The sequence below is a fragment of the Streptomyces sp. NPDC058469 genome (genome assembly GCF_042721125.1).
In the GTDB taxonomy this organism is placed as follows: domain Bacteria; phylum Actinomycetota; class Actinomycetes; order Streptomycetales; family Streptomycetaceae; genus Streptomyces.
Genome location: NZ_JBHXME010000006.1, coordinates 16,514 through 42,134 on the forward strand (window position 1 = coordinate 16,514; position 25,621 = coordinate 42,134).

Here is a 25,621-nt window from a genome sequence, read left to right on the forward strand (position 1 = left end):
GCCCATCACGCTCTCACTCGTAAATCGGCGTCTGGAAGAACATGACAAAGACGTTACCCGGTTCCGACGGCCCCGCACACCAAACCTGTTCGCCGCCCACCCGGGGCAGGTCCAGACGGGCGTTACCGGGCCGCCGCGGGCGTTGTCAGCCGTCAGCCGCCGTAGGCCCCCGAAGCCGTCAGCCTCAGGGCCGTGTCGATCAGGGGGACGTGGCTGAAGGCCTGCGGGAAGTTGCCGACCTGGCGTTGCAGGTGCGGGTCCCACTCCTCGGCGAGGAGGCCCAGGTCGTTGCGGAGCGACAGGAGCTTCTCGAAGAGCTTGCGGGCCTCGTCCACGCGGCCGATCATCGCGAGGTCGTCCGCCATCCAGAACGAGCAGGCGAGGAACGCGCCCTCGTCGCCGGGGAGGCCGTCGACGCCCTCGTCCGTGCCCGAGGTGGGGTAGCGCAGGATGAAGCCGTCCGGCGTGGACAGCTCGCGCTGGATCGCCTCGATGGTGCCGATCACGCGCTTGTCGTCCGGGGGCAGGAAGCCCATCTGCGGGATGAGGAGCAGCGAGGCGTCCAGCTCCTTCGAGCCGTACGACTGCGTGAAGGTGTTGCGCTCCTTGTCGTAGCCGCGCTCGCACACGTCCCGGTGGATGTCGTCGCGCAGCTCGCGCCACTTCTCCAGCGGGCCGTCCGCGTCGCCCGACTCGATCAGCTTGATCGTGCGGTCGACCGCGACCCAGGCCATCACCTTCGAGTGCACGAAGTGGCGGCGCGGGCCGCGCACCTCCCAGATGCCCTCGTCGGGCTCGTCCCAGTGCTTCTCCAGGTAGCGGATCAGCTTCAGCTGCAGCAGGGAGGCGTAGTCGTTGCGGGCCAGGCCCGTCATGTGGGCCAGGTGCAGGGCCTCGGTGACCTCGCCGTAGACGTCCAGCTGGAGCTGGTGCGCGGCGCCGTTGCCCACCCGGACCGGGCCGGAGTTCTCGTAGCCCGGCAGCCAGTCCAGCTCCGCCTCGCCGAGCTCGCGCTCGCCGGCGATGCCGTACATGATCTGCAGGTTCTCCGGGTCACCGGCGACCGCTCGCAGGAGCCACTCGCGCCAGGCGCGGGCCTCCTCGCGGTAGCCGGTGCGCAGGAGCGAGGAGAGGGTGATGGCCGCGTCGCGGAGCCAGGTGTAGCGGTAGTCCCAGTTGCGGACGCCGCCGATCTCCTCCGGGAGGGAGGTGGTGGGCGCGGCGACGATGCCGCCGGTCGGGGCGTAGGTGAGCGCCTTCAGCGTGATCAGGGACCGGACCACCGCCTCGCGGTACGGGCCGTGGTACGTGCACTGGTCGACCCAGTCACGCCAGAAGTCCTCCGTGGCCTCCAGCGACTGCTCCGGCTCGGGGAGCGGCGGCGGCGGCTTGTGCGAGGGCTCCCACGAGATGGTGAACGCGATGCGGTCACCCGGCGCGACCGTGAAGTCGGCGTACGTCGTGAGCTGCTTGCCGTAGGTCTCGGCGGATGTGTCGAACCACACGGAGTCGGGGCCCGCGACGGCGACCGTGCGGCCCTCGTGCTTGTGCACCCAGGGGACGACCCGGCCGTAGGAGAAACGCATCCGGAGGGCCGAGCGCATCGGGACGCGGCCGGAGATGCCCTCCACGATGCGGATCAGCTGGGGGGCGCCGTCGCGAGGGGGCATGAAATCGGTCACGCGGACCGTGCCTCGCGGGGTGTCCCACTCGGACTCCAGGATCAGCGAGTCGCCGCGGTAGCCGCGCCGGACCGCGGTGGGCGGCGGCGCGTCGGCGGCGTGGGCCGGGCCCAGCCGCCAGAAGCCGTGTTCCTCGGTGCCCAACAGACCGGCGAAGATGGCATGGGAGTCGAATCGGGGCAGGCACAGCCAGTCCACCGTGCCGTCGCGGCAGACCAGGGCAGCGGTCTGCATGTCTCCGATGAGTGCGTAATCTTCGATGCGCCCGGCCACGTGCAACTCCAGTCGAACGGCCACGTCGCCCCACGGAAAAAAAGGGGCGGTCGCTGTGTGCGGTCAAGGGATCGTTTGTAGTGCGTCGTTGAGCCATGAAGCAAATGAGGGTCGTTGCTCAACGAACTGACGAGCTCTCGTTGTTCCGGGTATTACGGGCGGGGGTGGTGCCGTGTTCCGGGCCTGCTCGGCAGCGAGTGTCCGAGCAGGATACGACGCACGTAGATGATCTGTGTGCCGCTCTCGGCAACGGACCTGGGCCGAACGGGTGAGCACCCGGTGAGAAGCAGGTAACCGGGGCGCGTCTGTGTCGACGTGGGCCGCTGTGTGTCGAAGTGAGCGCGGAGCGTGGCCGGAAGCCATCTCCTCCGGGCGCTGATACCCTGGTAGCCCGTGGACCGGTGGGCAAGAAACCCCCGAACCGCAGCGACGGCGCCTCCAGAAAAACCCGGGTTCTCCGGGCGGGCAGCCGCACCGCACCCCAGACCGCGACCACGGGAGCCCCCTCTTGGCCATGCCGCCCGCTGCTTACCGAAACAGCAGCACCACGACGACCAAGCACATCTTCGTCACCGGGGGTGTCGCCTCCTCACTCGGCAAGGGCCTCACCGCCTCCAGCCTCGGCATGCTCCTCAAGGCGCGGGGCCTGCGCGTCGTGATGCAGAAGCTCGACCCGTACCTGAACGTCGACCCCGGCACGATGAACCCCTTCCAGCACGGTGAGGTCTTCGTCACGAACGACGGAGCCGAGACCGACCTGGACATCGGCCACTACGAGCGCTTCCTGGACCGCGACCTGGACGGCAGCGCCAACGTCACCACGGGCCAGGTCTACTCGACGGTGATCGCCAAGGAGCGGCGCGGCGAGTACCTGGGCGACACCGTGCAGGTCATCCCGCACATCACCAACGAGATCAAGCACCGCATCCGGCGCATGGCGACCGACGAGGTCGACGTCGTCATCACCGAGGTCGGCGGCACGGTCGGCGACATCGAGTCGCTGCCCTTCCTGGAGACGGTCCGCCAGGTCCGCCACGAGGTGGGCCGGGACAACGTGTTCGTGGTGCACATCTCCCTCCTGCCGTACATCGGCCCCTCGGGCGAGCTCAAGACCAAGCCGACCCAGCACTCGGTCGCGGCCCTGCGCAACATCGGCATCCAGCCCGATGCCATCGTGCTGCGCTCCGACCGCGAGGTGCCGACCGCGATCAAGCGCAAGATCTCGCTGATGTGCGACGTCGACGAGGCCGCCGTGGTGGCCTGCCCCGACGCCCGCTCGATCTACGACATCCCCAAGACCGTGCACAGCGAGGGCCTGGACGCCTATGTCGTCCGCAAGCTGGACCTGCCGTTCCGCGATGTGGACTGGACGACCTGGGACGACCTGCTCGACCGCGTCCACAACCCGCTGCACGAGATCAACCTCGCGCTGGTCGGCAAGTACATCGACCTGCCCGACGCCTACCTCTCGGTCACCGAGGCGCTGCGCGCCGGCGGGTTCGCCAACAAGGCCCGCGTGAAGATCAAGTGGGTCACCTCGGACGACTGCAAGACCCCGGCCGGCGCCGCCAAGCAGCTCGGTGACGTGGACGCGATCTGCATCCCCGGCGGCTTCGGCGACCGCGGTGTCTCCGGCAAGGTCGGCGCCATCCAGTACGCCCGCGAGCACAAGATCCCGCTGCTCGGCCTCTGCCTGGGCCTGCAGTGCATCGTGATCGAGGCCGCGCGCAACCTGGCCGGCATCGCGGACGCCAACTCCACCGAGTTCGACCCGGCCACCGGCCACCCGGTCATCTCCACCATGGCCGAGCAGCTCGACATCGTCGCCGGCGAGGGCGACATGGGCGGCACCATGCGCCTGGGCATGTACCCGGCCAAGCTCGCCGAGGGCTCCATCGTGCGCGAGGTGTACGACGGCAAGGAGTACGTCGAGGAGCGCCACCGTCACCGCTACGAGGTGAACAACGCCTACCGCGCCGAACTGGAGAAGAAGACCGGTCTCCAGTTCTCCGGCACGTCCCCGGACGGCAAGCTCGTGGAGTACGTGGAGTACCCGCGCGAGGCGCATCCCTACCTCGTCGCGACCCAGGCCCACCCCGAGCTGCGCTCCCGCCCGACCCGGCCGCACCCGCTCTTCGCGGGCCTGGTCAAGGCGGCTGTGGCACGCAAGACGGGCAACTAGCACAAGGGTTGTACGGTGATCGGGGTGCGCGCCTTCAAGAGGTGTGCACCCCGGCCGTTTTCGTGTGACGTCCGTGAACGTGTGGTTCGGGTACGTGTTTCGTGTACGTGTGGAGGGACAGCGCATGACGATCAAGGACACCCCGGAGGAGTGGGAGATCCGGGCGACGGTGACCCCCTTCGTGGGCAACAAGACCTCCGTGCGCACCGACGACGTGGTCATGCCCGGCGGCGCCGTCGTGCACCGCGACTACCAGGTCCACCCCGGCTCCGTGGCCGTCCTCGCCCTCGATGAAGAGGACCGGGTGCTGGTCATCAAGCAGTACCGCCACCCCGTGCGGCAGAAGCTGTGGGAGATCCCGGCCGGACTGCTCGACATCCCCGGCGAGAACCCGCTGCACGCCGCCCAGCGCGAGCTGTACGAGGAGGCGCACGTCAAGGCCGAGGACTGGCGGGTGCTGACCGACGTCTACACCACCCCCGGCGGCTGCGACGAGGCCGTCCGCGTCTTCCTCGCCCGCGATCTGTCCGAGGCCGACGGACAGCGCTTCGAGGTCGAGGACGAGGAGGCCGACATGGAGCACGCGCGTGTGCCCCTCGACGACCTGGTCCGCGGGGTCCTCGCCGGCGAGCTGCACAACAACTGCCTCGCCGTCGGCGTCCTCTCGCTGGTCGCCGCCCGGCACGGCGACGGCCTCGACGCGCTGCGCCCCGCCGAGGCGCCGTGGCCCGCGCGTCCCTTCGAGTCCTGAACCCACGCCTCATCCTTGTCGCGTCTTTCGGCGTCTTCTGGTGTGACGATCTGCTGATCCGATCGGGGGACGCGTCCGCCGCGCTCCGCACGGTTCGTCGCAGAGCGTGAACTAGGCTCTGGAATCACCCGATCCGGAGTCCCGGCGGGCTATGCGCGTGCAGTGGGACGGGAGTGTGGCCCGTGACGGATCAGGCGGTGGACACCGGGGGCGTGAGGCTGTCCGAGGACACTTCTCCCGAGGGCCAATTCCTGGGCCGCGCAAGAGAGTTGAAGGAGCTCCGGGCCGACATCGAGCGCGCGGGCCTGGACACCATCGCCGGCCGCAAGGCCCCCCGCGCACGCGTCCTCCTGATCGCGGGCAAGCCCGGCTCGGGCCGCAGCGCCCTCGCCGAGGAACTCGTCCGACAGGTCGCTGACCGTTACGACGCCGGTGTGTTCCGCGCGCGGCTGAGCGAGCCCGACGGCACCCCCGTCCCCACCGAGCGCACCGCCCGCGAACTCCTCACCGCCCTGGAGCTGCCGACTCCGGCCGGCGCCTCCGAGGACGACCTCTCGGACATCCTGCGCGCGGCCCTCACCGACCGGCGGGCACTGCTCCTGCTCGACGACGCGGCCGACGCCGAGCAGGTCGACGCGCTGCTGCCGGACTCCCCGGACTGCCTGGTCGTCGCCGTCTCCGGCGGCCCGCTCACCGGCATCGCCGACGTCCGCCCCTGCACCCTGGGCGGCCTCGACACCAAGGCCGCGCTGGAACTGCTCACCCGCTACACCGGCGCGGTCCGCGTCACCGTCGACCCGCTCGCCGCCGAGGGCCTGGTCGAGGTGTGCCGGACCCAGCCCGCCGCGCTGACCCTGGCCGGCGGCTGGCTCGCCGCCCGGCCGCAGGCCGCCGTCGCCGACCTCGCCAAGCACCTGCACGCCGAGAGCGACGAGGGCACGCCCCTGAGCCGCGTCTTCCGGCTCGTCTACGGCTCGCTGCCCAGCCCCGCCGCCCGGATGCTGCGACTGCTCTCCCTCGCCCCGGCCGGCCTGGTCGACCCGCAGACCGCCTCCGCGCTCGCCGGCTGCTCCGTCAACGGCGCCCGCGCCGCCCTGGACGACTTCGTCACCGCCGGCCTGCTGCGGGCCCTGGACTCCCCGCTGCCGCAGTACGAGGTCCCCGGCTGCCTCCAGCCCCTCCTGCGCGCCCTCGCCGAGACCCGGGACCGCCCGGCCGAGCTCCAACTGGCCCGCGCCCGCATGCTGGAGCGCACCGTACGGCTGCTCCAGTCCTGCCGTGCCATCACCGAGACCGACAGCCCCCAGGCCCGCGAAAAACTCCTCGGCATGCCCAACGCGCTGCGCTTCCCGAACCCCCGGGCCGCCGCCGACTGGCTCCGCGTCCGCCAGCCCGCCCTGCTGGCCTCCGCCCGCCTCGCGGTCGCCGACGGCGAACTCGACACGCTCGCCCGACGGTTGATGTCCCAACTGGTGCGGGCGATGGTCGCCCACTTCGGCACCCAGGCCGCCGCCCCCGAGCTCTACGGCATCCACCGCCTCGTCCTCGACGTGGCCGAGCGGCGCGAGCTGCCCCGCGAGAAGGCCGCCGCGCTGCTGAACCTCGCCGATCTGGACGCGCAGACCGGCCGGACGACCGAGGCACTGGCCCGCTACCGGGCCGCGCTGGACGCCGGACGCGAGGCGAATGACCCGTATGCGACCGGCCGCGCGATGGAATCCGTAGGCGGCGCGCACCAGGAGCTCGGGGACCACGACCGGGCCGCCGACTGGTTCGGCCGCGCGCTGGCCCAGCGGCAGGCCCGGGACGAGCGCGTGGACGCCGCCCGGCTCTACGGCCGGATCGGCGCCGCGCACACGTATGCGGGCCGCTACGGCGAGGCGCTCAGGAACTGGCGGGCGGCCGTCGCCGGGCACCGCAAGAACGGTGATGTGCCCGCCCAGGCACGGGCGTTGAGCGAGCTGGCACGCGTCCAGGAGTACGCGGGCCGCCCCGAGGAGTCGCTGCTCACCTGCCACGAGGCCGTCGAGTGGGCGCGCCGCGCGGAGGACGTACGGCTGCAGGCGGCGTTGCAGCTGCGGCTGGCCGACACCCTCGACCGGCTCGGCGACCCGGCGTCCGCCGCGCTGCACCGCGGGACGGCCGAGCGGATGCTGGGCGAGGAGCTCCAGGAGGGCGATTCCGCCCCCGAATCCCTGGAATCCACCTCCGAACCCCTGGAACAAGACGCTAACGCCTGCGAAATCCGTAGTACATCCGCAGAAGATTGATGCATTGAAAGGCTAGACACGGAGAACACCTTCATTAGACTGGCTCTGCCGCACCTTCTCCTGCGGTCTCCCGGTGCGCTCACGCATGTCCGGGTATGAGATGTATTGCCCTACACCCTCTGAGCCAAGGACCGTGATCGACGTGAAGGTCGGCATCCCCCGCGAGGTCAAGAACAACGAGTTCCGGGTGGCCATCACCCCCGCCGGCGTGCACGAGCTGGTGCGCCACGGCCACCAGGTCTTCATCGAGCAGAACGCCGGCGCCGGCTCCTCGATCACGGACGACGAGTACGTCTCGGCCGGTGCGCGGATCCTGGCCACCGCCGACGAGGTCTGGGCCACCACCGACCTGCTGCTCAAGGTCAAGGAACCCATCGCCGAGGAGTACCACCGCCTCCGCAAGGACCAGACGCTCTTCACGTACCTGCACCTCGCCGCCTCCAAGGAGTGCACCGACGCGCTCGTCGAGTCCGGCACCACGGCGATCGCCTACGAGACAGTCGAGCTGCCCGGCCGCGCCCTGCCGCTGCTCGCCCCGATGTCCGAGGTCGCGGGCCGGCTGGCCCCGCAGGTCGGCGCCTACCACCTGATGCGCTCGGTCGGCGGCCGCGGTGTGCTCCCCGGCGGTGTCCCCGGCACCCAGCCCGCGCGGGCCGTCGTCATCGGCGGCGGTGTCTCCGGCTGGAACGCCACGCAGATCGCCGTCGGCATGGGCTTCCACGTCACGCTGCTCGACCGCGACATCAACAAGCTCCGTGAGGCCGACAAGGTCTTCGGCACCAAGGTCCGGGCGATCATGTCCAACGCCTTCGAGCTGGAGAAGGCCGTCCTGGACGCCGACCTCGTCATCGGTGCGGTGCTCATCCCGGGCGCGAAGGCGCCGAAGTTGGTCACCAACGAACTCGTGTCGCGCATGAAGCCCGGAAGTGTTCTTGTCGACATCGCGATCGACCAGGGCGGCTGCTTCGAGGACTCCCGCCCGACCACCCACGCCGAGCCGACCTTCCCGGTCCACAGCTCGGTCTTCTACTGCGTCGCCAACATGCCCGGCGCGGTGCCGAACACGTCGACCTACGCGCTCACCAACGCCACGCTTCCGTACATCGTGGAACTCGCGAACCGCGGCTGGGCCGACGCGCTGCGACGTGATCCTGCTCTCGCCAAGGGTCTCAACACCCATGACGGCAAGGTGATTTACCGCGAGGTCGCCGAGGCGCACGGACTGGAGCACGTCGAGCTGGAATCGCTGCTCGGCTGACTCTGTCGACTAAGTCACCGTTCAGTAAAAGGCGATACGTCAACACAGGTCGTCAACACCGCACACCCGGCCGGACCTTGCTCGACAGGTCCGGCCGGAAGTGTGTGTATGGTCACTTTGCGGCACTCGGTCAACTCGCGCCGAACGTAACCCTTGAACCGATTCGTGCACCGGTGAAACCTGCCGTGCGACTGCCGTACGCCCTTGACAGAGGGATGTTTCATTGCCGACACATCGGGCCGGGTCCGGCGGATTGTGTTGCTGCGAACACCCGACACGCCATAGAGTCGCCAACCGTCGGCATGGTGCCACGCTGACCTATCGAGAAGTTCCCTGGTCACCAAGGAGGTAAGACGACTTGTGAATGAGTCGACATTTTCTCCCGGGGGTGGTCAACCAGGAATGCCTGCAAGGGGCCAGGAGCCCGCGGGGTTCGAGGCTGTCGGCTCCGTTGCGGTGCGAACCTTCGCAGCCCACCAGGGTCACCACAAGCCAGGGGTGACTCAGCCAGCACACCAGAGCATGGATGGCCATCACGTGAACGCCATGGCCGGCGACGGAAGGGGCGCGCCCCGCAACCAGTTCGCCGACTACGACGAACTGCCCGACGGGCACTTCTACGACCCCGACGCCGAATACGAGCCCGATCCCGAGTACGCGGCCACACTCGCGCCCGACGCGGCCCGCCAGCGCCGTGAGCGCGTGGGCCCGACCGGACGCCCGCTGCCGTACTTCCCGATTCCGGGCCCGCTGACCAGTCACGGCCCCGCGACGATCGTCGCGATGTGCAACCAGAAGGGCGGCGTCGGCAAGACGACGTCGACCATCAACCTGGGTGCCGCGCTCGCGGAGTACGGCCGCCGTGTACTGCTCGTCGACTTCGACCCGCAGGGCGCGCTGTCGGTCGGACTGGGCGTCAATCCCATGGAGTTGGACCTCACCGTCTACAACCTGCTCATGGAGCGGGGCATGTCGGCCGACGAGGTACTCCTCAAGACAGCAGTTCCGAACATGGACTTGCTGCCCAGCAACATCGACTTGTCGGCCGCCGAAGTGCAGTTGGTGAGCGAGGTCGCGCGCGAGTCCACCCTGCAGCGGGCGTTGAAGCCGCTGATGGCCGACTACGACTACATCGTGATCGACTGTCAGCCCTCCCTCGGCCTGCTCACCGTGAACGCCCTGACGGCGGCTCACAAGGTGATCGTGCCGCTGGAGTGCGAGTTCTTCGCGCTGCGTGGAGTCGCGCTGCTGACGGAGACCATCGAGAAGGTCCAGGAGCGGCTCAACCCGGAGTTGGAACTCGACGGCATCCTCGCCACGATGTACGACTCCCGCACGGTGCACAGCCGTGAGGTGCTCGCGCGTGTGGTGGAGGCGTTCGACGAGCACGTCTACCACACGGTCATCGGGCGCACGGTGCGCTTCCCGGAGACCACGGTCGCCGGCGAGCCGATCACCACGTACGCCTCCAACTCCGTCGGTGCCGCCGCCTATCGCCAGCTCGCCAGGGAGGTGCTCGCCCGGTGTCACGCCGAGTGAGTCTGCCGGGGGCCGACGAACTGTTCCGTACGACAGGGGGGATGGCGCTCCAGTCGTCCACCCCCAGGAGCCGGGCCAACGGCGAGGCCCGGGTGCCGGCTCCGGCGGGGGAGAGCGACGGCGCCGCCGCCGGGGAGGACGCCCCGCAGTCCGTACCCGCCCAGGGCGGTGACGGAGAGGGTGCTGAGCACGTCGCGGCGGACGCGGACGGCGGCGAGTCCCGCAGCCGGTCCGCGGACGGCTCAGGACGACGTCAGGACGCGCAGGAAGGTTCTGCCCAGCCGCGAAAGCAGCGTCAGCGGGCGCAGGCCCAGCGCCGGCCCACCGGGCGGGAGCGGCACGACGAGAAGATCACCGTGTACGTCTCCGCCGAGGAACTCATCGACCTGGAGCACGCGCGTCTCATGCTCCGGGGCGAGCACGGCCTCGCGGTCGACCGCGGGCGCATCGTGCGCGAGGCGGTCGCCGTCGTCCTCGCCGATCTGGAATCACGCGGGGACGCGAGCATTCTCGTCCGCCGGCTTCGCGGGCGGTAGCGGTAGCCTGCGAGGGCCATGACCTCGAACGACGCTCCCGCTTCCGGCGCACCTGCCGGCCGTCGGCGTGCGCTCGGGAAGGGGCCGGGTACGGCTCCGGCGGCCGAGGCCGAGATCGTCGTAGCGGAGCCGGTGCCGGAGACCGCCCTGGCGGAGCCGGAGACTGAGGTCGTCGCACCCGGGCCCGACGTGACCGAGGCGGCCGCTGAACAGCCTGAAGAGGCCGATGACGGGGTTTTCAAGGTCCGGCTCGCCAACTTCGAGGGGCCCTTCGACCTTCTCCTCCAGCTGATCTCGAAGCACAAGCTCGATGTCACCGAGGTGGCGCTGTCCAAGGTCACCGACGAGTTCATGGTGTACATCAGGGCGATGGGCCCCGACTGGGACCTGGACCAGACGACCGAGTTCCTCGTCGTCGCGGCGACCCTGCTGGATCTGAAGGCGGCCCGGCTGCTGCCCGCCGCCGAGGTCGAGGACGAGGCGGATCTCGCGCTGCTGGAGGCCCGGGACCTGCTGTTCGCGCGGTTGTTGCAGTACCGGGCGTACAAGCAGATCGCCGAGATCTTCAACCGCCGCCTCGACGAGGAGGCCCGGCGCTACCCCCGGACCGTCGGGCTCGAACCGCACCACGCCGAGCTGTTGCCCGAGGTCGTCATCCGGATCGGCCCGGAGGGCTTCGCCAAGCTCGCCGTGAAGGCGATGCAGCCGAAGCCCAAGCCGCAGGTGTACATCGATCACATCCACGCGCCGCTCGTCAGCGTGCAGGAGCAGGCCGGGATCGTGGTCGCGCGGCTGCGGGAACTCGGCGAGGCCAGCTTCAGCGTGCTCGTGGAGGACACCGACGACACCCTGACCGTCGTAGCGCGGTTCCTGGCCCTTCTGGAGCTGTACCGGGAGAAGGCCGTCGCTCTGGACCAGGAGATCGCGCTCGGGGATCTGATCGTGCGCTGGACCGGTGGGGAGGGGGAGGCCGAGCCCGTGGTCACGGACGAGTTCGACCGGCCGCCCGAGCCGCCCAAGGACGAGCCCGCCAAGGAGGAGAAGGCGTGAGCGAGGAGATCACTGGGGTGGCCGCAGGAACGCCTGGCGTCGCGGATCTCGACCTCAAGCCCGCCCTGGAGGCCGTCCTCATGGTCGTGGACGAGCCCGCGACCGTGGAACACCTCGCGAAAATACTCCAGCGGCCCAAGCGGCGGATCGCGGACGCGTTGCGCGAGCTGGCCGACGAGTACACCGTCCAGGGGCGCGGTTTCGAGCTGCGGCTGATCGCGGGCGGATGGCGTTTCTACTCCCGGCCGGAGTACGCGCCGGCCGTCGAGGGCTTCGTCCTGGACGGGCAGCAGGCCCGGCTCACCCAGGCGGCGCTGGAGACCCTGGCGGTCGTCGCGTACCGCCAGCCGGTGAGCCGTAGCAGGGTCTCGATGGTGCGCGGAGTCAACTGCGACGGGGTGATGCGCACCCTGTTGCAGCGGGGTCTGGTCGAGGAGGCGGGCACGGAACCCGAAACAGGTGCGATCCTGTACACGACGACGAACTACTTTCTGGAGCGGATGGGCCTGCGCGGCCTGGACGAGCTCCCGGAGCTCGCGCCCTTCCTCCCTGAGGCTGAGGCGATCGAGGCGGAGACGCTGGAAGGGGTCCCGTCGTTCGATCCGGATGCACCGGATGCAGATGCAGACGAAACGACGACGACGGAACTTTGATGCGAAGCAGTGGCAGTGGCAGCAGTGGTGGCAGCGGTAGGAACGGCGGGCGCGGCAACCCCCGCGGTTCCGGCGGGGGCGGCGGTCCTCGCGGGGCCGGCGGAGGCGGCAACCCCCGTGGTTCCGGCGCGGGCGGCAACTCCCGGGGAACCGGTGGGGGCGGCTCCCAGCCGAAGGGCGCGGGAGGGCGCGACGACAAGCCGAAGCGTGCCGGCAAGCCCCGTCCCGAGGAGCGCCGCTACGACGTAGGCCCCACGGGATCCCACGAAGGCCCCAAGTCAGGGCGCGGTGCCGCCGCGCGCGGTGGTGCCAAGGGCGGCCCCAAGCAGGGCCAGAGCACCGGACGCGGGCGCTGGGCGCCGGCGACCTCGCGTGAGTACGACGCGCGGGCCGAGGAGCGCAACCGGGAGCGGTACGCGGGCAAGAAGGACATCAAGCCGCCCAAGACCTTCCCGGGCGCCGAGCAGGAGGGCGAGCGGCTGCAGAAGGTCCTCGCGCGCGCGGGCTACGGCTCCCGGCGTTCCTGCGAGGAGCTGATCGAGCAGTCCCGGGTCGAGGTCAACGGCGAGATCGTGGTCGAGCAGGGGCTGCGGGTCGATCCCGAGCACGACGAGATCAAGGTCGACGGGCTGACGGTCGCGACGCAGTCGTACCAGTTCTTCTCGCTGAACAAGCCCGCCGGTGTCGTCGCCACGATGGAGGACCCCGAGGGCCGCCAGTGCCTCGGCGACTACGTCACCAACCGGGAGACGCGCCTTTTCCACGTCGGGCGGCTCGACACCGAGACCGAGGGTGTGATCCTGCTCACCAATCACGGCGAGCTGGCGCACCGGCTGACCCACCCCAAGTACGGCGTGAAGAAGACCTACCTCGCGCACATCGTGGGCCCGATCCCGCGCGATCTGGGCAAGCAGCTCAAGGACGGCATCCAGCTGGAGGACGGGTACGCGCGTGCGGACCACTTCCGCGTCGTCGAGCAGACCGGCAAGAACTATCTGGTCGAGGTGACCCTCCACGAGGGCCGCAAGCACATCGTGCGGCGCATGCTCGCGGAGGCCGGGTTCCCGGTCGACAAGCTGGTGCGTGTCTCCTTCGGCCCGATCACCCTGGGCGACCAGAAGTCGGGCTGGCTGCGGCGGCTGTCCAACACCGAGGTCGGCATGCTGATGCAGGAAGTCGATCTCTAGGTCCTGCCTGCTTGTGGCGGCCGGTTCCGGATTTCTCCGGGGCCGGCCGCTTCGTTTTCGTCGGGTGCGAGGGGTTGTGCCGGACCGCGGTCACTCTTTATGGTCGAACTGACTATTAAGAGGGTGAGTACACGTGACCACATCACCGGGCTACGACAAGTACGCCTTCGAACCTTTCGCCGTCACCGCCGACCTCGCCGTCCTCACGATCCGCGCGGGCGCCCTGCACGTGCTGCTCGTCGAGCGCGGCCAGGAGCCGTACGCCGGGCACTGGGCGCTGCCCGGTGGCTTCGTGCAGCCCGACGAGTCCGCGGAGACGGCCGCCCGGCGTGAACTCGCCGAGGAGACCGGCCTGTCGGACGTCTCCGGGCTGCACCTGGAGCAACTGCGCACCTACAGCGAGCCCGACCGTGACCCCCGGATGCGGGTCGTCACCGTCGCCTTCGCCGCGCTGCTGCCCAACCCGCCCGAGCCGCGTGCGGGCAGCGACGCGGCGCAGGTCCGCTGGCTGCCGTACGACTCGCTCGGGCCGCTCGCCTTCGACCACGAGCGGATTCTGGCCGACGCGCACGAACGGGTGGGCGCCAAGCTGGAGTACAGCCGGCTCGCCACCGCCTTCTGTCCGCCCGAGTTCACGCTCGGGGAGCTGCAACAGGTCTACGAGACCGTGTGGGGCACCGCGTTGGACCGCCCCAACTTCCGCCGCAAGGTGCTCGCGACGCCGGGTTTCGTCGAACCGGTGCTGGGCGGCGCCAAGTTGACCGGCGGTCGCGGCAAACCGGCCGCGCTGTACCGCGCCGGGACCGCCACCGCCCTGTACCCGCCGCTGCTCCGGCCGACCCGGGAAGGACGCCCCGCATGACCACGACCTCGACCACTGGTCGCAAGCACGCCGCCACCGGAGCGTTGATCGGCCTCGCCCTCGGGGACGCGCTCGGCTTCCCGACCGAGTTCAACGACGTGCCCGGCATCCTTGCCAAAAGCGGTCCTTGGCGGGAGATGAAGCTGACGAAGCCCGCGATCGTCAGTGACGACACGCAGATGACGCTCGCGTTGGGGCGCGGGCTGCGAACTGCCATGGAACGGGGGCTGCTTGGTCCCAAGCGGATGGAGCGGCCGGTGCGCGAGGAGTTCGTGGACTGGTACCAGTCGCCGGACAACAACCGTGCCCCCGGCCGGACTTGCCTCGTCGCCTGCAACCTGCTGAAGGCGGAGGACCGGCTCTGGCAGGACGCCAGCCAGATCGGTTCGAAGGGCTGCGGCGCCAACATGCGCGTGGCGCCGATCGGGCTCATCCCCGGTCTGAACGACGAACAGCGGTCCGGTGCGGCTCAGTTGCAGTCCGCGCTGACCCACGGTCACCCGACCGCCCTCGCCGCGTCCGACCTCACCGCGCACGCCGTACGGCTGCTCGCGCAGGGCGCCGAACCGACCGGACTGGTCGGGCTGCTGCGGTCGTACGCCGTCGAGAACCGCACCCGCTACGACCACCGTTGGCTGGGCGATCTGTGGACGCGGAGCCAGGACCCCTCACCCGAGCACTTCATCGCGCGGGGCTGGGACGAGTGCCTGGAGGTGCTCGGGCGGCTTGAGGACGCCGTACGGACCGTCTCCCCGGAGACCGACCCGTGCCTCGCCACCGGCGCGGGCTGGATCGCCGAAGAGGCCCTGGCGACCGGGCTGTTGTGCTTCCTCCTTTTCGTGGAGGAGCCGGTGACCGCGTTGCGGCGTGCGGCCTGTACGTCCGGTGACTCGGACTCGATCGCTTGTCTCACGGGGGCGTTCGCGGGGGCGCATCTCGGGGTGGATGCGTGGCCTGAGGAGTGGGCGGGGCGGATCGAGTATCGGGGGGAGCTGTTGGGGCTGGGGGCGCTCTGGGATGCCTGACGCATCGTGGTGGTGTCTGACATCGATGGACGGTGTCAGACGGTGGGCGTATCGTGGCAGACATGGGTAAGACGAAGCGCAGGCGCGTGCCGGTCCGGGAGCTGTCCCGGCACACCGCGGCTCTGTTGGACGCCGTGGCGGCGGGTGAGTCGATCGAGGTCACTCGGGACGGTGTGCCGGTCGCCATACTGTCTCCGCTGGAGCCGGCCGAGCGGGACATCCGTGCCGCGATCGCCATCGGCCTGCTCGACGCCTCGGTCATGGACGAGGGCCACGGCGTCGAGGCCGCGGACGCGCTGGAGCGGCTGCGCGCGGTCAGACGGGACGCGGAGGGACGCGGCCCCACAGCGGAGCTGCTCGCTCAGCGCGAGGAGGAGACGCGGTGACGCTGCTCTACCTCGACGCGTCGGCGATCGCCAAGCTGCTGCGGGCCGAGGCGGAGACGGCGGCGCTGGAGCAGTGGATCGGACAGCACGGCGGAATGCGTCGTGTCGTCACCTGCGACCTGGCGCAGACCGAGGTGCGGCGGCTGCTGCACCGCCTGGGCGCGGACGAGGTCGAGCGATCGGCTGCGGACGCGCTGCTGAACGCCGTCGCGCGTGTTCGTCTCACGCCTGAACTGATGCAGGAGGCGGGGGATTTGGCGCCGAACACCTCGCTGCGCAGCCTCGACGCGATCCACACCGTGGCGGCCCTCAAGCTCGGTCGCGGGGTCAGCTGGTTCGTGACGTACGACAAGCGCCAGGGCGAGACCGCCGCCGACGCGGGGCTGCTGGTGGCGTCACCCCGCTAGGGCGTCGGTGGACGCTCGGCGGACCCGGATCAGGAAGTCCTCCACGCGGGCTCGGTCCGGTTCCGTCGGGAGGGGGGTGCGGGTGGCCGCCTCGTCCGTTTCCGTTGCCAGGCGGGTCATCCAGGACTCGACCTCGGGCCAGGGGACTTCGCCGCGTTTCACCGCGAGGAGCGGGTCGCGTTGGTCCCCGACGTCGATCGTCAGGGTGCCCGTGCGGAGCAGGTCGCGGGCGCTCGTCAGGAGGCGGAGCAGATGCATCGCGTGCTTCCAGCGGGGCGCTCCGTGGAGGCGGATGTCGGCCTCCAGCTTCTTGCGCTGGCCCAACGCGTAGCGCGTGAACGTCTCGTGGACCCGGCGGGAGAGGAACGCCCCGCGCAAGGCGAGGAGTTCGCGGCCGGTGAAGTCGATGTGCTCGACGAGAGGGGAGTGGAGGCACTCCAGGATGTTGGGGTTCGCGCGCAGGGCCAGTTCGCAGAAGCGCTCCAGCTCCCAGCTGAACTGCTCCTCCGCCGGGCCCTCGATGTGCGTCGGCGGCTTGTCGAAGCGCCAGAAGAGGGGAGTGGGGGCGAGGAACACGCCCCGGCGGTCCGTGTCGCTCGTGTCCGTCGCCAGGCCGAAGGCGCGCGAACCCATCACACAGGCGTAGATCGTGTGGTCGCGGACCAGGCTCTCGAACGGCATGCCCGGAGCGTACGCGGCACCTCACGCCAGGCGGATCGAATTTCCCTCCACCTTGATGTGCTCCGCGGGCAGCGGCTTCGGCGCCGGGCCGGCCTCCACGGAACCGTCCGCGATGCGGTACTTGCTGCCGTGGCACGGGCAGTCGATGGTGCCGTTCGCGACGGTGCCCACCGTGCAGCCCTGGTGGGTGCAGATCGCCGAGAAGGCCTTGAACTCGTCCTTCTTCGGCTGGGTCACCACGATCTTCTGGTCCTTGAAGATCTTGCCGCCGCCGACCGGGATCTCCGAGGTCTTCGCCAGTTCCTGGCCGCCGGTGGCCTTCACGGACGATGAGCCCGAGGAGTTGTTGCTGTCGCCGTACTTGCTGCATCCCGCGGCGAGCGCGGCGGCCGCCCCCGTCGCGAGGACCGTGCGGCGCGTCGAACTGTCGGTCATGTAGTCACTCCGAAGGTGGTCATCATGTGGTCACTGCGACGGTGGTCATGTCGTCACTCCGACGGTGCGGAAGAACCAGAGGGCGGATGTCAGCCAGATCAGCGTGAGGGCGGTGAAGACCAGTCCGCCGACGACCGGCAGCAGCCAGCCGGGCAGGCGCTCCGAGCGGAGCAGCAGCATCTTGGCACTGAAGGCGCCGAAGAACGCGCACCCCAGGACGGAATGCCACATCACGCGTGTCGAGTACGTCTGATAGCCGAACGCGTAGAGGCAGTGCACCCCGACCGGGACCGCCACCAGGAACGCGATCCGCCCCGACCAGCGGTGCAGCGTCGCCGACCAACTCGGGCCGGGCAGCCTGCCGTAGACCATGAAGGCCGAGACGACCTGGACGAGGGCGAAGAAGAACGCGGTCGTCGCGAGCCAGGACTTCACCGCGCCCGTGCTGCTGAAGCCGGCGAGGTTGAAGGCGGTGCCCGCCGGGTCGTGGACCTTGCCGTAGACGCCGAGTCCGACGGCCACGGCCGCGGCCACGAGGGCCGGGACCAGGTAGCGGGCGGGGCTGTCGCGGTGGCGGGCGGGCGGTCGGGGCGGGTAGGCCTGGGTGGCGGCGTTCGGGTCGGCGGTCATGATCGGCTCCCTGAGGCGGATGGTGGGTCAGGGGGTGACGGGTTGTGCGGTGAGCTGCTGTCCGTCGACCGTGACCGCGCCGGTCTCCGGGTCGATGCGGGGCGCGGAGGCGGCCTTGCCGTCGCGGGTGACGATGCCGGTCTGGCGGCCGTTCGGCAGCACGATCCAGCCGCCGTCGATCTTGGCGCCGCGCACCTTGGCGGTCGCGCGCCACAGCCCGGACGGCTTGACCGCCTTGCCGGCGGTGAACGCGTACGGCCGGCCCTCGTCCTTGACGGTGCCGCGGATCTTCTTGCCCTGCTCGATCCTGCCGTCCAGTACGGCGCCGTTCGGGGCGGTGAGTTTCATGCTGCCGTTGTTGTTGACGCGGCCTCTGAGCCAGGCCTCCTTGTAGCGGCCGTCGCAGAAGTACGCGACCGCCTTGCCGTCACGGACGGACACGGCGACCGAGGCGGCGTCGTCGTCGGTGCGGCCGGCGTAGTTGGCGTTCGCGACGGGCGGCTTCGACGGTGTCGGGCTGGGCGTGACGGACGGCGTCGGTGTCGGTGACGTCTTCGCCGGTGTCTTCGGTGACGCGGAGGGTGATTCCTCCCGGTACGACGACGACGCGGTCTTCGTCCCCGACGTCGCGTTGAGCGTCAGCATGAACAGGCCCAACACCAGGCCCGCCAGAAGAGTGAGCAGTGGTCCAGGACGCTTCAAAGTGGGCCTCCCCCGAGGCGGGCTACCCGCCTATGAGAGCGGACTCGGGGCCGTGGGTAAAGAGGCATACCGGGATGATCTCACCCCAAGTAGCGGAACGGGGCGATTCGGGTGACATTGGCAGGGTTCGAGGCCGGGCCCCGACCAGCGGCCGGCCGCTCTCGAAAGGTGCGAGCCATGGCGGGCAACGATCTCGGCAGCCTTCTCGGCGGTCTTCTGGGTGGAGCGGGCGGAGAGGGCCGGGGTGGCTCCAGCGGCAACATCCTGGGCGCGCTGCTCTCGGCCCTCGGCGGCAGTCAGGGCAGCGGCGGCAACGGCAGCAGCGGCAACGGAAGCAATCCGCTGGGCGGGCTCCTGGAGATGCTCACCAAGTCCGGGCTGGCCGAGCAGAAGGACTCCTGGGTCGGTACCGGGCAGAACCAGTCCGTCACCAGCGCCCAGATCCAGCAGGCGCTGCCCGACGAGACGTTGCGGAAGGTCGCCCAGCAGGCCGGCGTCACCCCGGAGCAGGCCGCCAGCGACCTCGCGCAGACGCTGCCCCAGGCCGTCGACAAGCTCACCCCGGAAGGCCAGGTGCCCCAGGCCGCCTCGCTGGAGGAACTGGTCCGGCAACAGTCCCTGTGACCGTCTCGATGGGCGGGCGCCGCGAACTCGTACCGGACGGGCTGACTAGGCTGGATGTACCAAGAGCCGTACATCAGCGAGGAGCAGAGCCGTGGCGGTACGAGCGGTCCGGGGCGCCGTCCAGCTGGACAGGGACGAGGCCGGCCACATGGACGAGCAGGTCGGAGCGCTGCTCACCGCCGTCCTGGAGCGGAACGGCCTCACCGCCGACGATCTGATCAGTGTCTGGTTCACGGCCACGCCCGACCTGCACAGCGACTTCCCGGCGGCCGCCGCCCGCAAGCTCGGCAGCGGCTTCGCCGACGTACCGCTGATCTGCGCGCAGGAACTCGACATCGAGGGCGCGATGCCCCGCGTGGTCCGCGTCCTGGCGCACATCGAGTCCGACCGGTCCCGCGCCGACATCGCGCACGTGTACCTCGGTGCCGCGGCGGCCCTGCGCAAGGACATCGCGCAGTGAGGACCGCGCTCGTCATCGGCACCGGGCTCATCGGTACGTCCGCCGCGCTCGCCCTCGCCTCGCGCGGTGTCGTCGTGCACCTCACCGACCACGACCCCGAGCAGGCCCGTACGGCCGCCGCGCTCGGCGCCGGTACCGACGAGGCGCCGGACGGGCCCGTCGACCTCGCGATCGTCGCCGCTCCGCCCGCGCTGGTGGCCGGGGTGCTGGCCGACGCGATGCGGCGGGGTGTGGCCCGCGGTTACCTCGACGTGGCCAGCGTCAAGGGCGGTCCGCGGCGGGAGTTGGAGGCGCTGGACCTCGACCCGTCGGTGATGTCCAGGTACATCGGCTCGCACCCCATGTCCGGGCGCGAGAAGTCGGGTCCGCTGGCCGCGACCGGTGACCTCTTCGAGGGCCGCCCCTGGGTGCTGACGCCCACGCGTGACACCGACACCGAGGTGCTGAACCTCGCCCTGGAGCTGGTCTCGCACTGCCGTGCCGTGCCGGTCGTCATGGATGCCGACGCCCATGACCGTGCGGTCGCCCTCGTGTCCCACATGCCTCATCTGGTGTCCAGCATGGTCGCCGCGCGGCTGGAGAACGCCGAGGAAGCAGCCGTACGGCTGTGCGGGCAGGGGATCCGGGATGTGACGCGGATCGCCGCGTCCGATCCCCGGATGTGGATCGACATCCTGTCCGCGAACCCGGGGCCCGTCGCCGATCTGCTCACCGATGTCGCCGGGGACCTGGAGGAGACGGTGCGTGCGTTGCGCGCGCTGCAGTCCGCCGACGACGGCAAGCGGCGCGAGGGTGCGGGCGGGATCGAGGACGTGCTGCGGCGGGGGAACGCGGGGCAGGTCCGGGTGCCCGGCAAGCACGGGTCCGCTCCGCGGGTCTACGAGGTCGTGGCTGTGCTGATCGACGACCAGCCCGGTCAGTTGGCCCGGATCTTCGCGGATGCGGGGATGGCGGGGGTCAATATCGAGGACGTGCGGATCGAGCACGCGACCGGGCAGCAGGCGGGGCTTGTGCAGTTGATGGTGGAGCCGAAGTCTGTGCCTGTGTTGAGTGCGGCGTTGCGGGAGCGAGGGTGGGCTGTCCGGCAGTAGCGAGGTTGCCCGGCGTTGGTGTGGGCGTCGGCGTTTGTGTGGGCGTTACCGGGGGCTCCGCCCCCAGACCCCCGTCGGCCCTGAAGGGGCCTCGTCCTCAAACGCCGGACGGGCTGGATTTTGCGGGCCTGTGCTGGGAAGGCCGGCGGGCTGGATATGGCCGGCCTGCATCAGCGCGTGCCGGATGGGCTGGATGTAGCCGGCCTGCGTCAGCAAGTGCCGGACGGGCTGGATTGTGTCGGCCCTCGTCAAGCAGTAACCGGACGGGCTGATCTTGCTGGACCGGTGTCGACAAGGGGCGGCCGGACGAGTGACGCGCACCCAGTAACCTTGTCCGGGGCGCACTCGCACCCCCACCCCGCTCACCACCCCGCACCAGGAAGGTGTCCTCCCGTGGAAAACGGCGCCGCCCGGACCGCCCCGGCAGTGATTGTCGCCATCGACGGCCCCTCCGGCACGGGCAAGTCGAGCACGTCGAAGGCCGTGGCCGCGCAGCTCGGGCTGAGCTATCTGGACACCGGCGCCCAGTACCGGGCGATCACCTGGTGGATGGTGAGCAACGGGATCGACGTCACCGACCCCACCGCGATCGCCGCCGTGGCCGACAAGGCGGAGATCGTCTCCGGCACGGACCCGGCGAACCCGACGATCAGCGTCGACGGTGTGGACGTGGCCGGCCCGATCCGCACCCAGGAGGTCACCTCCAAGGTCAGCGCGGTCAGCGCGGTGCCCGAGGTGCGGGCGAAGATCACCGAGCTGCAGCGGTCGCTGGCCGCCGGCGCGGAGCGGGGGATCGTGGTGGAGGGGCGGGACATCGGTACGACCGTGCTGCCCGACGCCGACCTGAAGATCTTCCTCACCGCTTCCCCGGAGGCGCGTGCCGCCCGCCGCAGCGGTGAGCTGAAGGGCGCCGACGTACGGGCCACCCGCGAGGCGCTGCTGAAGCGGGACGCGGCCGACTCCTCGCGCAAGACCTCGCCGCTCGCGAAGGCGGACGACGCGGTCGAGGTGGACACCTCCGACCTCACGCTCCAGCAGGTCATCGAGTGCGTCGTCACCCTCGTCGGGGAGAAGCGGGCCGCCAAGTGACCGCATCTTCACAGCGCGGCGCCGAGGTCGGGCGGCGCATCGGCGTCGGCCTGATGTACGGGCTGTGGAAGCCGCGCGTGCTGGGCGCCTGGAAGGTCCCCGCGACCGGCCCGGTGATCCTCGCCGTGAACCACTCGCACAACATCGACGGCCCGATGGTCATCGGTGTGGCACCCCGGGCATCGCACTTCCTGGTCAAGAAGGAAGCGTTCGTCGGCCCGCTCGGCCCCTTCATGCGCGCCGTCGGCCAGCTGGAGGTGGACCGCTCGACCGCCGACCGTACGGCCGTCACCCGGGCGCTCGGCGTCCTGAAGGACGGCGGGGTCCTCGGGATCTTCCCCGAGGGCAGCCGCGGCGAGGGCGACTTCGCCGCGCTGCGCGCCGGACTCGCCTACTTCGCGGTCCGCGGCGGTGCCCCGATCGTGCCGGTTGCCGTGCTGGGCAGCGCCGAGAAGAGCGGACGGCTGATAAAGGCGCTGCCCCCGCTGCGCTCCCGCGTCGACGTCGTCTTCGGCGACCCGTTCGACGCGGGCGACGGCTCCGGCCGCCGTACGCGCAAGGCACTGGACGAGGCGACCGAGCGCATCCAGAAGCAGCTGGCCGCCCACCTGGACAATGCCAGGCGCCTTACCGGGCGCTAAGAGACACTTGAGTAGTGGATCACCCGAAATCCGGGGGTTCCACCGATCACCACGATGAACGAGGTACCGATCTTCATGAACGACCAGATCCAGCCCGACGGCTCCGGCGAGGAGCACGAGCACGGGGCGCTCGGCGACGCCGAGTACGCGGAGTTCATGGAGCTCGCCGCCGTAGAGGGCTTCGACATCGAGGACGTCGAGGGAGCCATCGGCGAGGCGGGACACGGGCCGCTGCCCGTCCTCGCCGTCGTCGGCCGGCCGAACGTCGGCAAGTCGACTCTCGTCAACCGCATCATCGGCCGCCGCGAGGCCGTCGTGGAGGACAAGCCGGGTGTCACGCGTGACCGTGTGACGTACGAGGCCGAGTGGGCGGGCCGCCGCTTCAAGGTCGTCGACACCGGCGGCTGGGAGCAGGACGTCCTCGGCATCGACGCCTCCGTGGCCGCCCAGGCCGAGTACGCGATCGAGGCAGCCGACGCGGTCGTCTTCGTCGTCGACGCCAAGGTCGGCGCCACCGACACCGACGAAGCGGTCGTACGACTGCTGCGCAAGGCCGGCAAGCCCGTCGTGCTCGCCGCCAACAAGGTCGACGGTCTGAGCGGCGAGTCCGACGCGTCCTACCTGTGGTCCCTGGGCCTCGGCGAGCCGCACCCCGTCTCCGCGCTGCACGGCCGCGGCACCGGCGACATGCTGGACGCCGTCCTGGAGGCGCTGCCGGAGGCGCCCGAGCAGACCTTCGGCACCGCGGTCGGCGGCCCCCGCCGTATCGCGCTGATCGGCCGACCGAACGTCGGCAAGTCCTCGCTGCTGAACAAGATCGCGGGCGAGGAGCGCGTCGTCGTGAACGAGGTCGCCGGCACCACCCGCGACCCGGTCGACGAACTGATCGAACTGGGCGGTATCACCTGGAAGTTCGTCGACACGGCGGGCATCCGCAAGCGCGTCCACCTCCAGCAGGGCGCCGACTACTACGCCTCGCTGCGCACCGCCGCCGCCGTCGAGAAGGCGGAGGTCGCGGTCATCCTGATCGACGCCTCCGAGTCCATCTCGGTGCAGGACCAGCGCATCGTCACCATGGCCGTCGAGGCGGGTCGCGCGATCGTCCTCGCCTTCAACAAGTGGGACACCCTCGACGAGGAGCGCCGCTACTACCTGGAGCGCGAGATCGAGACCGAGCTCGCCCAGGTCGCGTGGGCGCCGCGGGTCAACGTCTCGGCGCGCACCGGCCGCCACATGGAGAAGCTGGTCCCGGGCATCGAGGCCGCCCTCGCCGGCTGGGAGACCCGCGTCCCGACGGGCCGACTGAACGCGTTCCTCGGTGAGTTGGTCGCCGCCCACCCGCACCCGATTCGCGGCGGCAAGCAGCCCCGCATCCTCTTCGGCACCCAGGCCGGCACCAAGCCCCCGCGCTTCGTGCTCTTCGCCTCCGGCTTCATCGAGGCGGGCTACCGCCGCTTCATCGAGCGCCGCCTGCGCGAGGAGTTCAGCTTCGAGGGCACCCCGATCCACATCTCGGTCCGGGTCCGCGAGAAGCGCGGCAAGAAGAAGTAGCCGCAGCGGCAGTCGTACTACGGCTGGTTCTACGACGAAGAGGGCGGCCCCGGTTGAGACCGGGGCCGCCCTCTTCGTGTGCGTGCCGCGTCAGATGCCCCGGCGCGGGCCGGGCGGCAGGGCCGCCGGGATGTGGTGCATCCCGGTGTGGCCGTGCTGTTGCTGCTGCCCGAGGTGACCGAGCTGCCCGACGCGCTGCCACTGGGACTGCTGCCGGGCGCTGTAGGCCCCCGCGCTGTACGCGCTGTACGAACTCCCGCCGAACGTGCCGGTGCTGTGCGGGCTGTGCCCGAAGGCGGTGAAGCCCAGCTCCTCCTCGCCGCTGCGGTCACCCGGCAGCGAGCGGAAGGTCTTGACCCACTCCGAGTAGAGCCGGTCGTAGATCGGCGTGGCCGATGGGCCGCCGGTGCTGTCCCGGTCCGATCGCGAGGACGGGATCGACTGGTAGGGCTGCCGGCTGCGGGGAACGTCGTATGCGTGCACGTATGTCCAAACGACGCGTGACCTGAAGGGATGCGGCTCAGGTGCCCGCGAGCGGGAGCGCGGAGCCGACCAGCTTGCCGTTGGCCGCGGCCTTGTCCAGCGCGCCGCGCAGCAGGTCCTCGCGGGGCTGGCGGCCGATCGAGCCGACCGGTGCCGCGAACATCAGCACCTGCTGGTGCTTGTTGGCGGCGGCCCGCCAGCTGTCGGTGACCTGGAGCGCCTGGTGCGCCTGCCACCAGGCCACCGGGGAGCCGCCGTTGCTGCTCGGCTGGAGCACCGCGTGCAGCTGGCCCGCGGCGAGCAGCACCGACCAGCCGTGCAGCACGGGCGGCACGGTGGTGATCTCGCTGAGCGGCATGAAGCCCTGCTCGATCAGCAGCGGCAGGAAGTCGTCGCCGACGTCGGTCGAGCCGGGCCGCACGATGGGCGCGGTCGGCTCGACGACCAGGGCGGGGTGCAACTCCCCTGAGATCAGCACGAGTCCGCTGGTCACCCCGAGCACGGCCTGCTCGGGTACGGCCTTCTCCGGTGCGCCGGCCGGGGCGTGCGCGTTGCCGCTGATGGAGCGGACGGCGCCCTGCAGCTGCTCCTCGGTGACCTGGACGATCTGGGAGGGCAGGCAGGTGGCGTGGGCGAAGGCGAGGACGGCGGTCTCGTCGCCGATGAACAGGACGGTGCTGGTGCGCTCCTGATCGGAGTCGCCCTGGGTGCGGCACGACGTGCAGTCGTAACTGCCCGGGGCGTTGTCTCCGGCGAGCAGCCGGTCGGCTTCTTCGTCGCCGATCTCGGCGCGTACGTCGTCGCTGACGTCGAGCATGCGCGGCACGGGTGGCTCCCTCGGAATGCGGTGCCCGGTGGGTCCCGGGCTCATGAAGAGGACAACGGGCGATCTGTGGCGGGAGTCACGCTCCAGAGCGAACCGAATCGAACCAACCGACGCGGACGGTCACGACTGGTACGGAATCGCACACTCCGTGTCAACTCTGTGAAAGGTCAAGGGAGTTGGTCGCGTGAACCGGGTCACAGCACGTGTCGGCAACTGGTCGAAAAATCGTGAAATCAGCGAATGTAGCGGGTGGCCGAAAAATGCCGATACCCGCGGTAACAGTGAACTGGCCTGCGGTGACGGGCAGTTGGTCGACATCGGCTCGCCCACCTCCGTACATTCCTCCA

26 protein-coding genes are annotated in these 25,621 nt (G+C 70.3%); 19 read left to right on the plus strand and 7 right to left on the minus strand.

All coding sequences use genetic code 11. From position 1 onward, the window contains the following. Positions 1-152 precede the first annotated feature (152 nt). Positions 153-1,955, minus strand: a complete 1,803-nt coding sequence (locus tag ACFWP5_RS05485; protein WP_384150944.1) for a glycoside hydrolase family 15 protein — start codon at positions 1,953-1,955, stop codon at positions 153-155. Between the two features lie 514 nt (positions 1,956-2,469). Between ACFWP5_RS05485 and ACFWP5_RS05490 the strand changes: the two genes are divergently transcribed. From ACFWP5_RS05490 to ACFWP5_RS05550, 13 genes are all read left to right on the plus strand, one after another. Beyond that, positions 2,470-4,137: a CTP synthase gene (locus ACFWP5_RS05490; RefSeq protein ID WP_384150611.1), complete on the plus strand. Its 1,668-nt coding sequence runs from the start codon at positions 2,470-2,472 to the stop codon at positions 4,135-4,137. Positions 4,138-4,261: 124 nt separating this feature from the next. Beyond that, entirely contained in the window at positions 4,262-4,888 is a 627-nt protein-coding gene (locus ACFWP5_RS05495) for an NUDIX domain-containing protein (protein WP_384150614.1), read from the plus strand. A gap of 182 nt (positions 4,889-5,070) precedes the next feature. Beyond that, complete coding sequence (locus ACFWP5_RS05500) at positions 5,071-7,158, plus strand: tetratricopeptide repeat protein (protein ID WP_384150617.1); 2,088 nt, start codon at positions 5,071-5,073, stop codon at positions 7,156-7,158. 142 nt (positions 7,159-7,300) lie between these two features. Beyond that, the gene (gene ald / locus ACFWP5_RS05505; protein ID WP_384150947.1) at positions 7,301-8,416 is read left to right on the plus strand and encodes an alanine dehydrogenase; all 1,116 of its coding nucleotides are present in this window, start codon (positions 7,301-7,303) and stop codon (positions 8,414-8,416) included. Between the two features lie 402 nt (positions 8,417-8,818). Beyond that, positions 8,819-9,955: a ParA family protein gene (locus ACFWP5_RS05510; protein ID WP_384150620.1), complete on the plus strand. Its 1,137-nt coding sequence runs from the start codon at positions 8,819-8,821 to the stop codon at positions 9,953-9,955. Next, entirely contained in the window at positions 9,940-10,491 is a 552-nt protein-coding gene (locus ACFWP5_RS05515; RefSeq protein WP_384150623.1) for a hypothetical protein, read from the plus strand. The genes ACFWP5_RS05510 and ACFWP5_RS05515 overlap by 16 nt, the downstream gene beginning before the upstream one ends. An 18-nt stretch (positions 10,492-10,509) precedes the next feature. Next, entirely contained in the window at positions 10,510-11,541 is a 1,032-nt protein-coding gene (locus ACFWP5_RS05520) for a segregation and condensation protein A (protein WP_384150626.1), read from the plus strand. Beyond that, positions 11,538-12,194 carry an SMC-Scp complex subunit ScpB gene (scpB, locus tag ACFWP5_RS05525; protein WP_384150629.1) on the plus strand — a complete coding sequence of 219 codons (657 nt, stop codon included), beginning with the start codon at positions 11,538-11,540 and terminating at the stop codon, positions 12,192-12,194. Before ACFWP5_RS05520 ends, scpB begins: the two co-directional genes overlap by 4 nt. Next, entirely contained in the window at positions 12,194-13,381 is a 1,188-nt protein-coding gene (locus tag ACFWP5_RS05530; protein WP_384150632.1) for a pseudouridine synthase, read from the plus strand. The genes scpB and ACFWP5_RS05530 overlap by 1 nt, the downstream gene beginning before the upstream one ends. A 133-nt stretch (positions 13,382-13,514) precedes the next feature. Continuing rightward, the gene (locus ACFWP5_RS05535) at positions 13,515-14,243 is read left to right on the plus strand and encodes an NUDIX domain-containing protein (protein ID WP_384150633.1); all 729 of its coding nucleotides are present in this window, start codon (positions 13,515-13,517) and stop codon (positions 14,241-14,243) included. Beyond that, positions 14,240-15,268 carry an ADP-ribosylglycohydrolase family protein gene (locus ACFWP5_RS05540; protein WP_384150636.1) on the plus strand — a complete coding sequence of 343 codons (1,029 nt, stop codon included), beginning with the start codon at positions 14,240-14,242 and terminating at the stop codon, positions 15,266-15,268. Before ACFWP5_RS05535 ends, ACFWP5_RS05540 begins: the two co-directional genes overlap by 4 nt. Positions 15,269-15,330: 62 nt before the next feature. Beyond that, positions 15,331-15,654 (plus strand): type II toxin-antitoxin system Phd/YefM family antitoxin, encoded by a 324-nt coding sequence (locus ACFWP5_RS05545; protein ID WP_384150639.1) that lies wholly within the window; start codon positions 15,331-15,333, stop codon positions 15,652-15,654. Continuing rightward, complete coding sequence (locus ACFWP5_RS05550) at positions 15,651-16,061, plus strand: type II toxin-antitoxin system VapC family toxin (protein WP_384150641.1); 411 nt, start codon at positions 15,651-15,653, stop codon at positions 16,059-16,061. Before ACFWP5_RS05545 ends, ACFWP5_RS05550 begins: the two co-directional genes overlap by 4 nt. Here the strand turns inward: ACFWP5_RS05550 and ACFWP5_RS05555 are convergent. The 4 genes from ACFWP5_RS05555 to ACFWP5_RS05570 are packed head-to-tail and all read right to left on the minus strand — an operon-like array spanning position 16,050 to position 18,509. Continuing rightward, positions 16,050-16,742 (minus strand): DNA polymerase beta superfamily protein, encoded by a 693-nt coding sequence (locus ACFWP5_RS05555; RefSeq protein WP_384150644.1) that lies wholly within the window; start codon positions 16,740-16,742, stop codon positions 16,050-16,052. The two genes, ACFWP5_RS05550 and ACFWP5_RS05555, sit on opposite strands and share 12 nt — an antisense overlap. 21 nt (positions 16,743-16,763) lie before the next feature. Continuing rightward, on the minus strand, positions 16,764-17,177 hold the full coding sequence (locus ACFWP5_RS05560; RefSeq protein WP_384150647.1) for a Rieske (2Fe-2S) protein: 414 nt from the start codon (positions 17,175-17,177) through the stop codon (positions 16,764-16,766). Between the two features lie 45 nt (positions 17,178-17,222). Then, a complete protein-coding gene (locus tag ACFWP5_RS05565; RefSeq protein ID WP_384150650.1) occupies positions 17,223-17,807 on the minus strand; it encodes a DUF6529 family protein in 585 nt (194 codons plus the stop codon). Between the two features lie 27 nt (positions 17,808-17,834). Further along, positions 17,835-18,509, minus strand: coding sequence for a hypothetical protein (locus tag ACFWP5_RS05570; protein ID WP_384150653.1), 675 nt, complete (start codon positions 18,507-18,509; stop codon positions 17,835-17,837). Positions 18,510-18,686: 177 nt separating this feature from the next. Here ACFWP5_RS05570 and ACFWP5_RS05575 point away from each other — a divergent pair, with 177 nt between their 5' ends. The 6 genes from ACFWP5_RS05575 to der all read left to right on the plus strand — a co-directional run bounded on the left by ACFWP5_RS05575 (position 18,687) and on the right by der (position 23,965). Next, the gene (locus tag ACFWP5_RS05575) at positions 18,687-19,133 is read left to right on the plus strand and encodes a YidB family protein (protein WP_384150656.1); all 447 of its coding nucleotides are present in this window, start codon (positions 18,687-18,689) and stop codon (positions 19,131-19,133) included. A gap of 91 nt (positions 19,134-19,224) precedes the next feature. Next, entirely contained in the window at positions 19,225-19,593 is a 369-nt protein-coding gene (gene aroH / locus ACFWP5_RS05580) for a chorismate mutase (RefSeq protein WP_384150659.1), read from the plus strand. Beyond that, positions 19,590-20,684 (plus strand): prephenate dehydrogenase, encoded by a 1,095-nt coding sequence (locus ACFWP5_RS05585; protein ID WP_384150662.1) that lies wholly within the window; start codon positions 19,590-19,592, stop codon positions 20,682-20,684. Before aroH ends, ACFWP5_RS05585 begins: the two co-directional genes overlap by 4 nt. A 393-nt stretch (positions 20,685-21,077) precedes the next feature. Then, on the plus strand, positions 21,078-21,773 hold the full coding sequence (gene cmk, locus ACFWP5_RS05590; protein ID WP_384150663.1) for a (d)CMP kinase: 696 nt from the start codon (positions 21,078-21,080) through the stop codon (positions 21,771-21,773). A 53-nt stretch (positions 21,774-21,826) separates the two neighbouring features. After that, on the plus strand, positions 21,827-22,414 hold the full coding sequence (locus ACFWP5_RS05595) for a lysophospholipid acyltransferase family protein (RefSeq protein WP_384150950.1): 588 nt from the start codon (positions 21,827-21,829) through the stop codon (positions 22,412-22,414). A gap of 75 nt (positions 22,415-22,489) precedes the next feature. Next, positions 22,490-23,965 carry a ribosome biogenesis GTPase Der gene (gene der, locus ACFWP5_RS05600; protein ID WP_384150952.1) on the plus strand — a complete coding sequence of 492 codons (1,476 nt, stop codon included), beginning with the start codon at positions 22,490-22,492 and terminating at the stop codon, positions 23,963-23,965. Positions 23,966-24,055: 90 nt separating this feature from the next. Here der and ACFWP5_RS05605 read toward each other — a convergent pair whose 3' ends face one another. Beyond that, positions 24,056-24,448 (minus strand): hypothetical protein, encoded by a 393-nt coding sequence (locus ACFWP5_RS05605; RefSeq protein ID WP_384150666.1) that lies wholly within the window; start codon positions 24,446-24,448, stop codon positions 24,056-24,058. 37 nt (positions 24,449-24,485) lie between these two features. Further along, entirely contained in the window at positions 24,486-25,274 is a 789-nt protein-coding gene (locus ACFWP5_RS05610; protein WP_384150669.1) for a hypothetical protein, read from the minus strand. Between the last annotated feature and the right edge of the window lie 347 nt (positions 25,275-25,621).

Excerpts from the sequence above, each read along its gene's own strand:
- ACFWP5_RS05510 (WP_384150620.1), top strand. The coding sequence starts at position 8,819 with ATGCCTGCAAGGGGCCAGGAGCCCGCGGGGTTCGAGGCTGTCGGCTCC.
- ACFWP5_RS05490 (WP_384150611.1), top strand. The coding sequence starts at position 2,470 with ATGCCGCCCGCTGCTTACCGAAACAGCAGCACCACGACGACCAAGCAC.
- ACFWP5_RS05520 (WP_384150626.1), top strand. The coding sequence starts at position 10,510 with ATGACCTCGAACGACGCTCCCGCTTCCGGCGCACCTGCCGGCCGTCGG.
- ACFWP5_RS05565 (WP_384150650.1), bottom strand. The coding sequence starts at position 17,807 with ATGACCGCCGACCCGAACGCCGCCACCCAGGCCTACCCGCCCCGACCG.
- der (WP_384150952.1), top strand. The coding sequence starts at position 22,490 with ATGAACGACCAGATCCAGCCCGACGGCTCCGGCGAGGAGCACGAGCAC.
- ACFWP5_RS05575 (WP_384150656.1), top strand. The coding sequence starts at position 18,687 with ATGGCGGGCAACGATCTCGGCAGCCTTCTCGGCGGTCTTCTGGGTGGA.
- ACFWP5_RS05560 (WP_384150647.1), bottom strand. The coding sequence starts at position 17,177 with ATGACCGACAGTTCGACGCGCCGCACGGTCCTCGCGACGGGGGCGGCC.
- ACFWP5_RS05530 (WP_384150632.1), top strand. The coding sequence starts at position 12,194 with ATGCGAAGCAGTGGCAGTGGCAGCAGTGGTGGCAGCGGTAGGAACGGC.
- ACFWP5_RS05545 (WP_384150639.1), top strand. The coding sequence starts at position 15,331 with ATGGGTAAGACGAAGCGCAGGCGCGTGCCGGTCCGGGAGCTGTCCCGG.
- ACFWP5_RS05540 (WP_384150636.1), top strand. The coding sequence starts at position 14,240 with ATGACCACGACCTCGACCACTGGTCGCAAGCACGCCGCCACCGGAGCG.
- ACFWP5_RS05595 (WP_384150950.1), top strand. The coding sequence starts at position 21,827 with ATGTACGGGCTGTGGAAGCCGCGCGTGCTGGGCGCCTGGAAGGTCCCC.
- ACFWP5_RS05495 (WP_384150614.1), top strand. The coding sequence starts at position 4,262 with ATGACGATCAAGGACACCCCGGAGGAGTGGGAGATCCGGGCGACGGTG.
- ACFWP5_RS05555 (WP_384150644.1), bottom strand. The coding sequence starts at position 16,742 with ATGCCGTTCGAGAGCCTGGTCCGCGACCACACGATCTACGCCTGTGTG.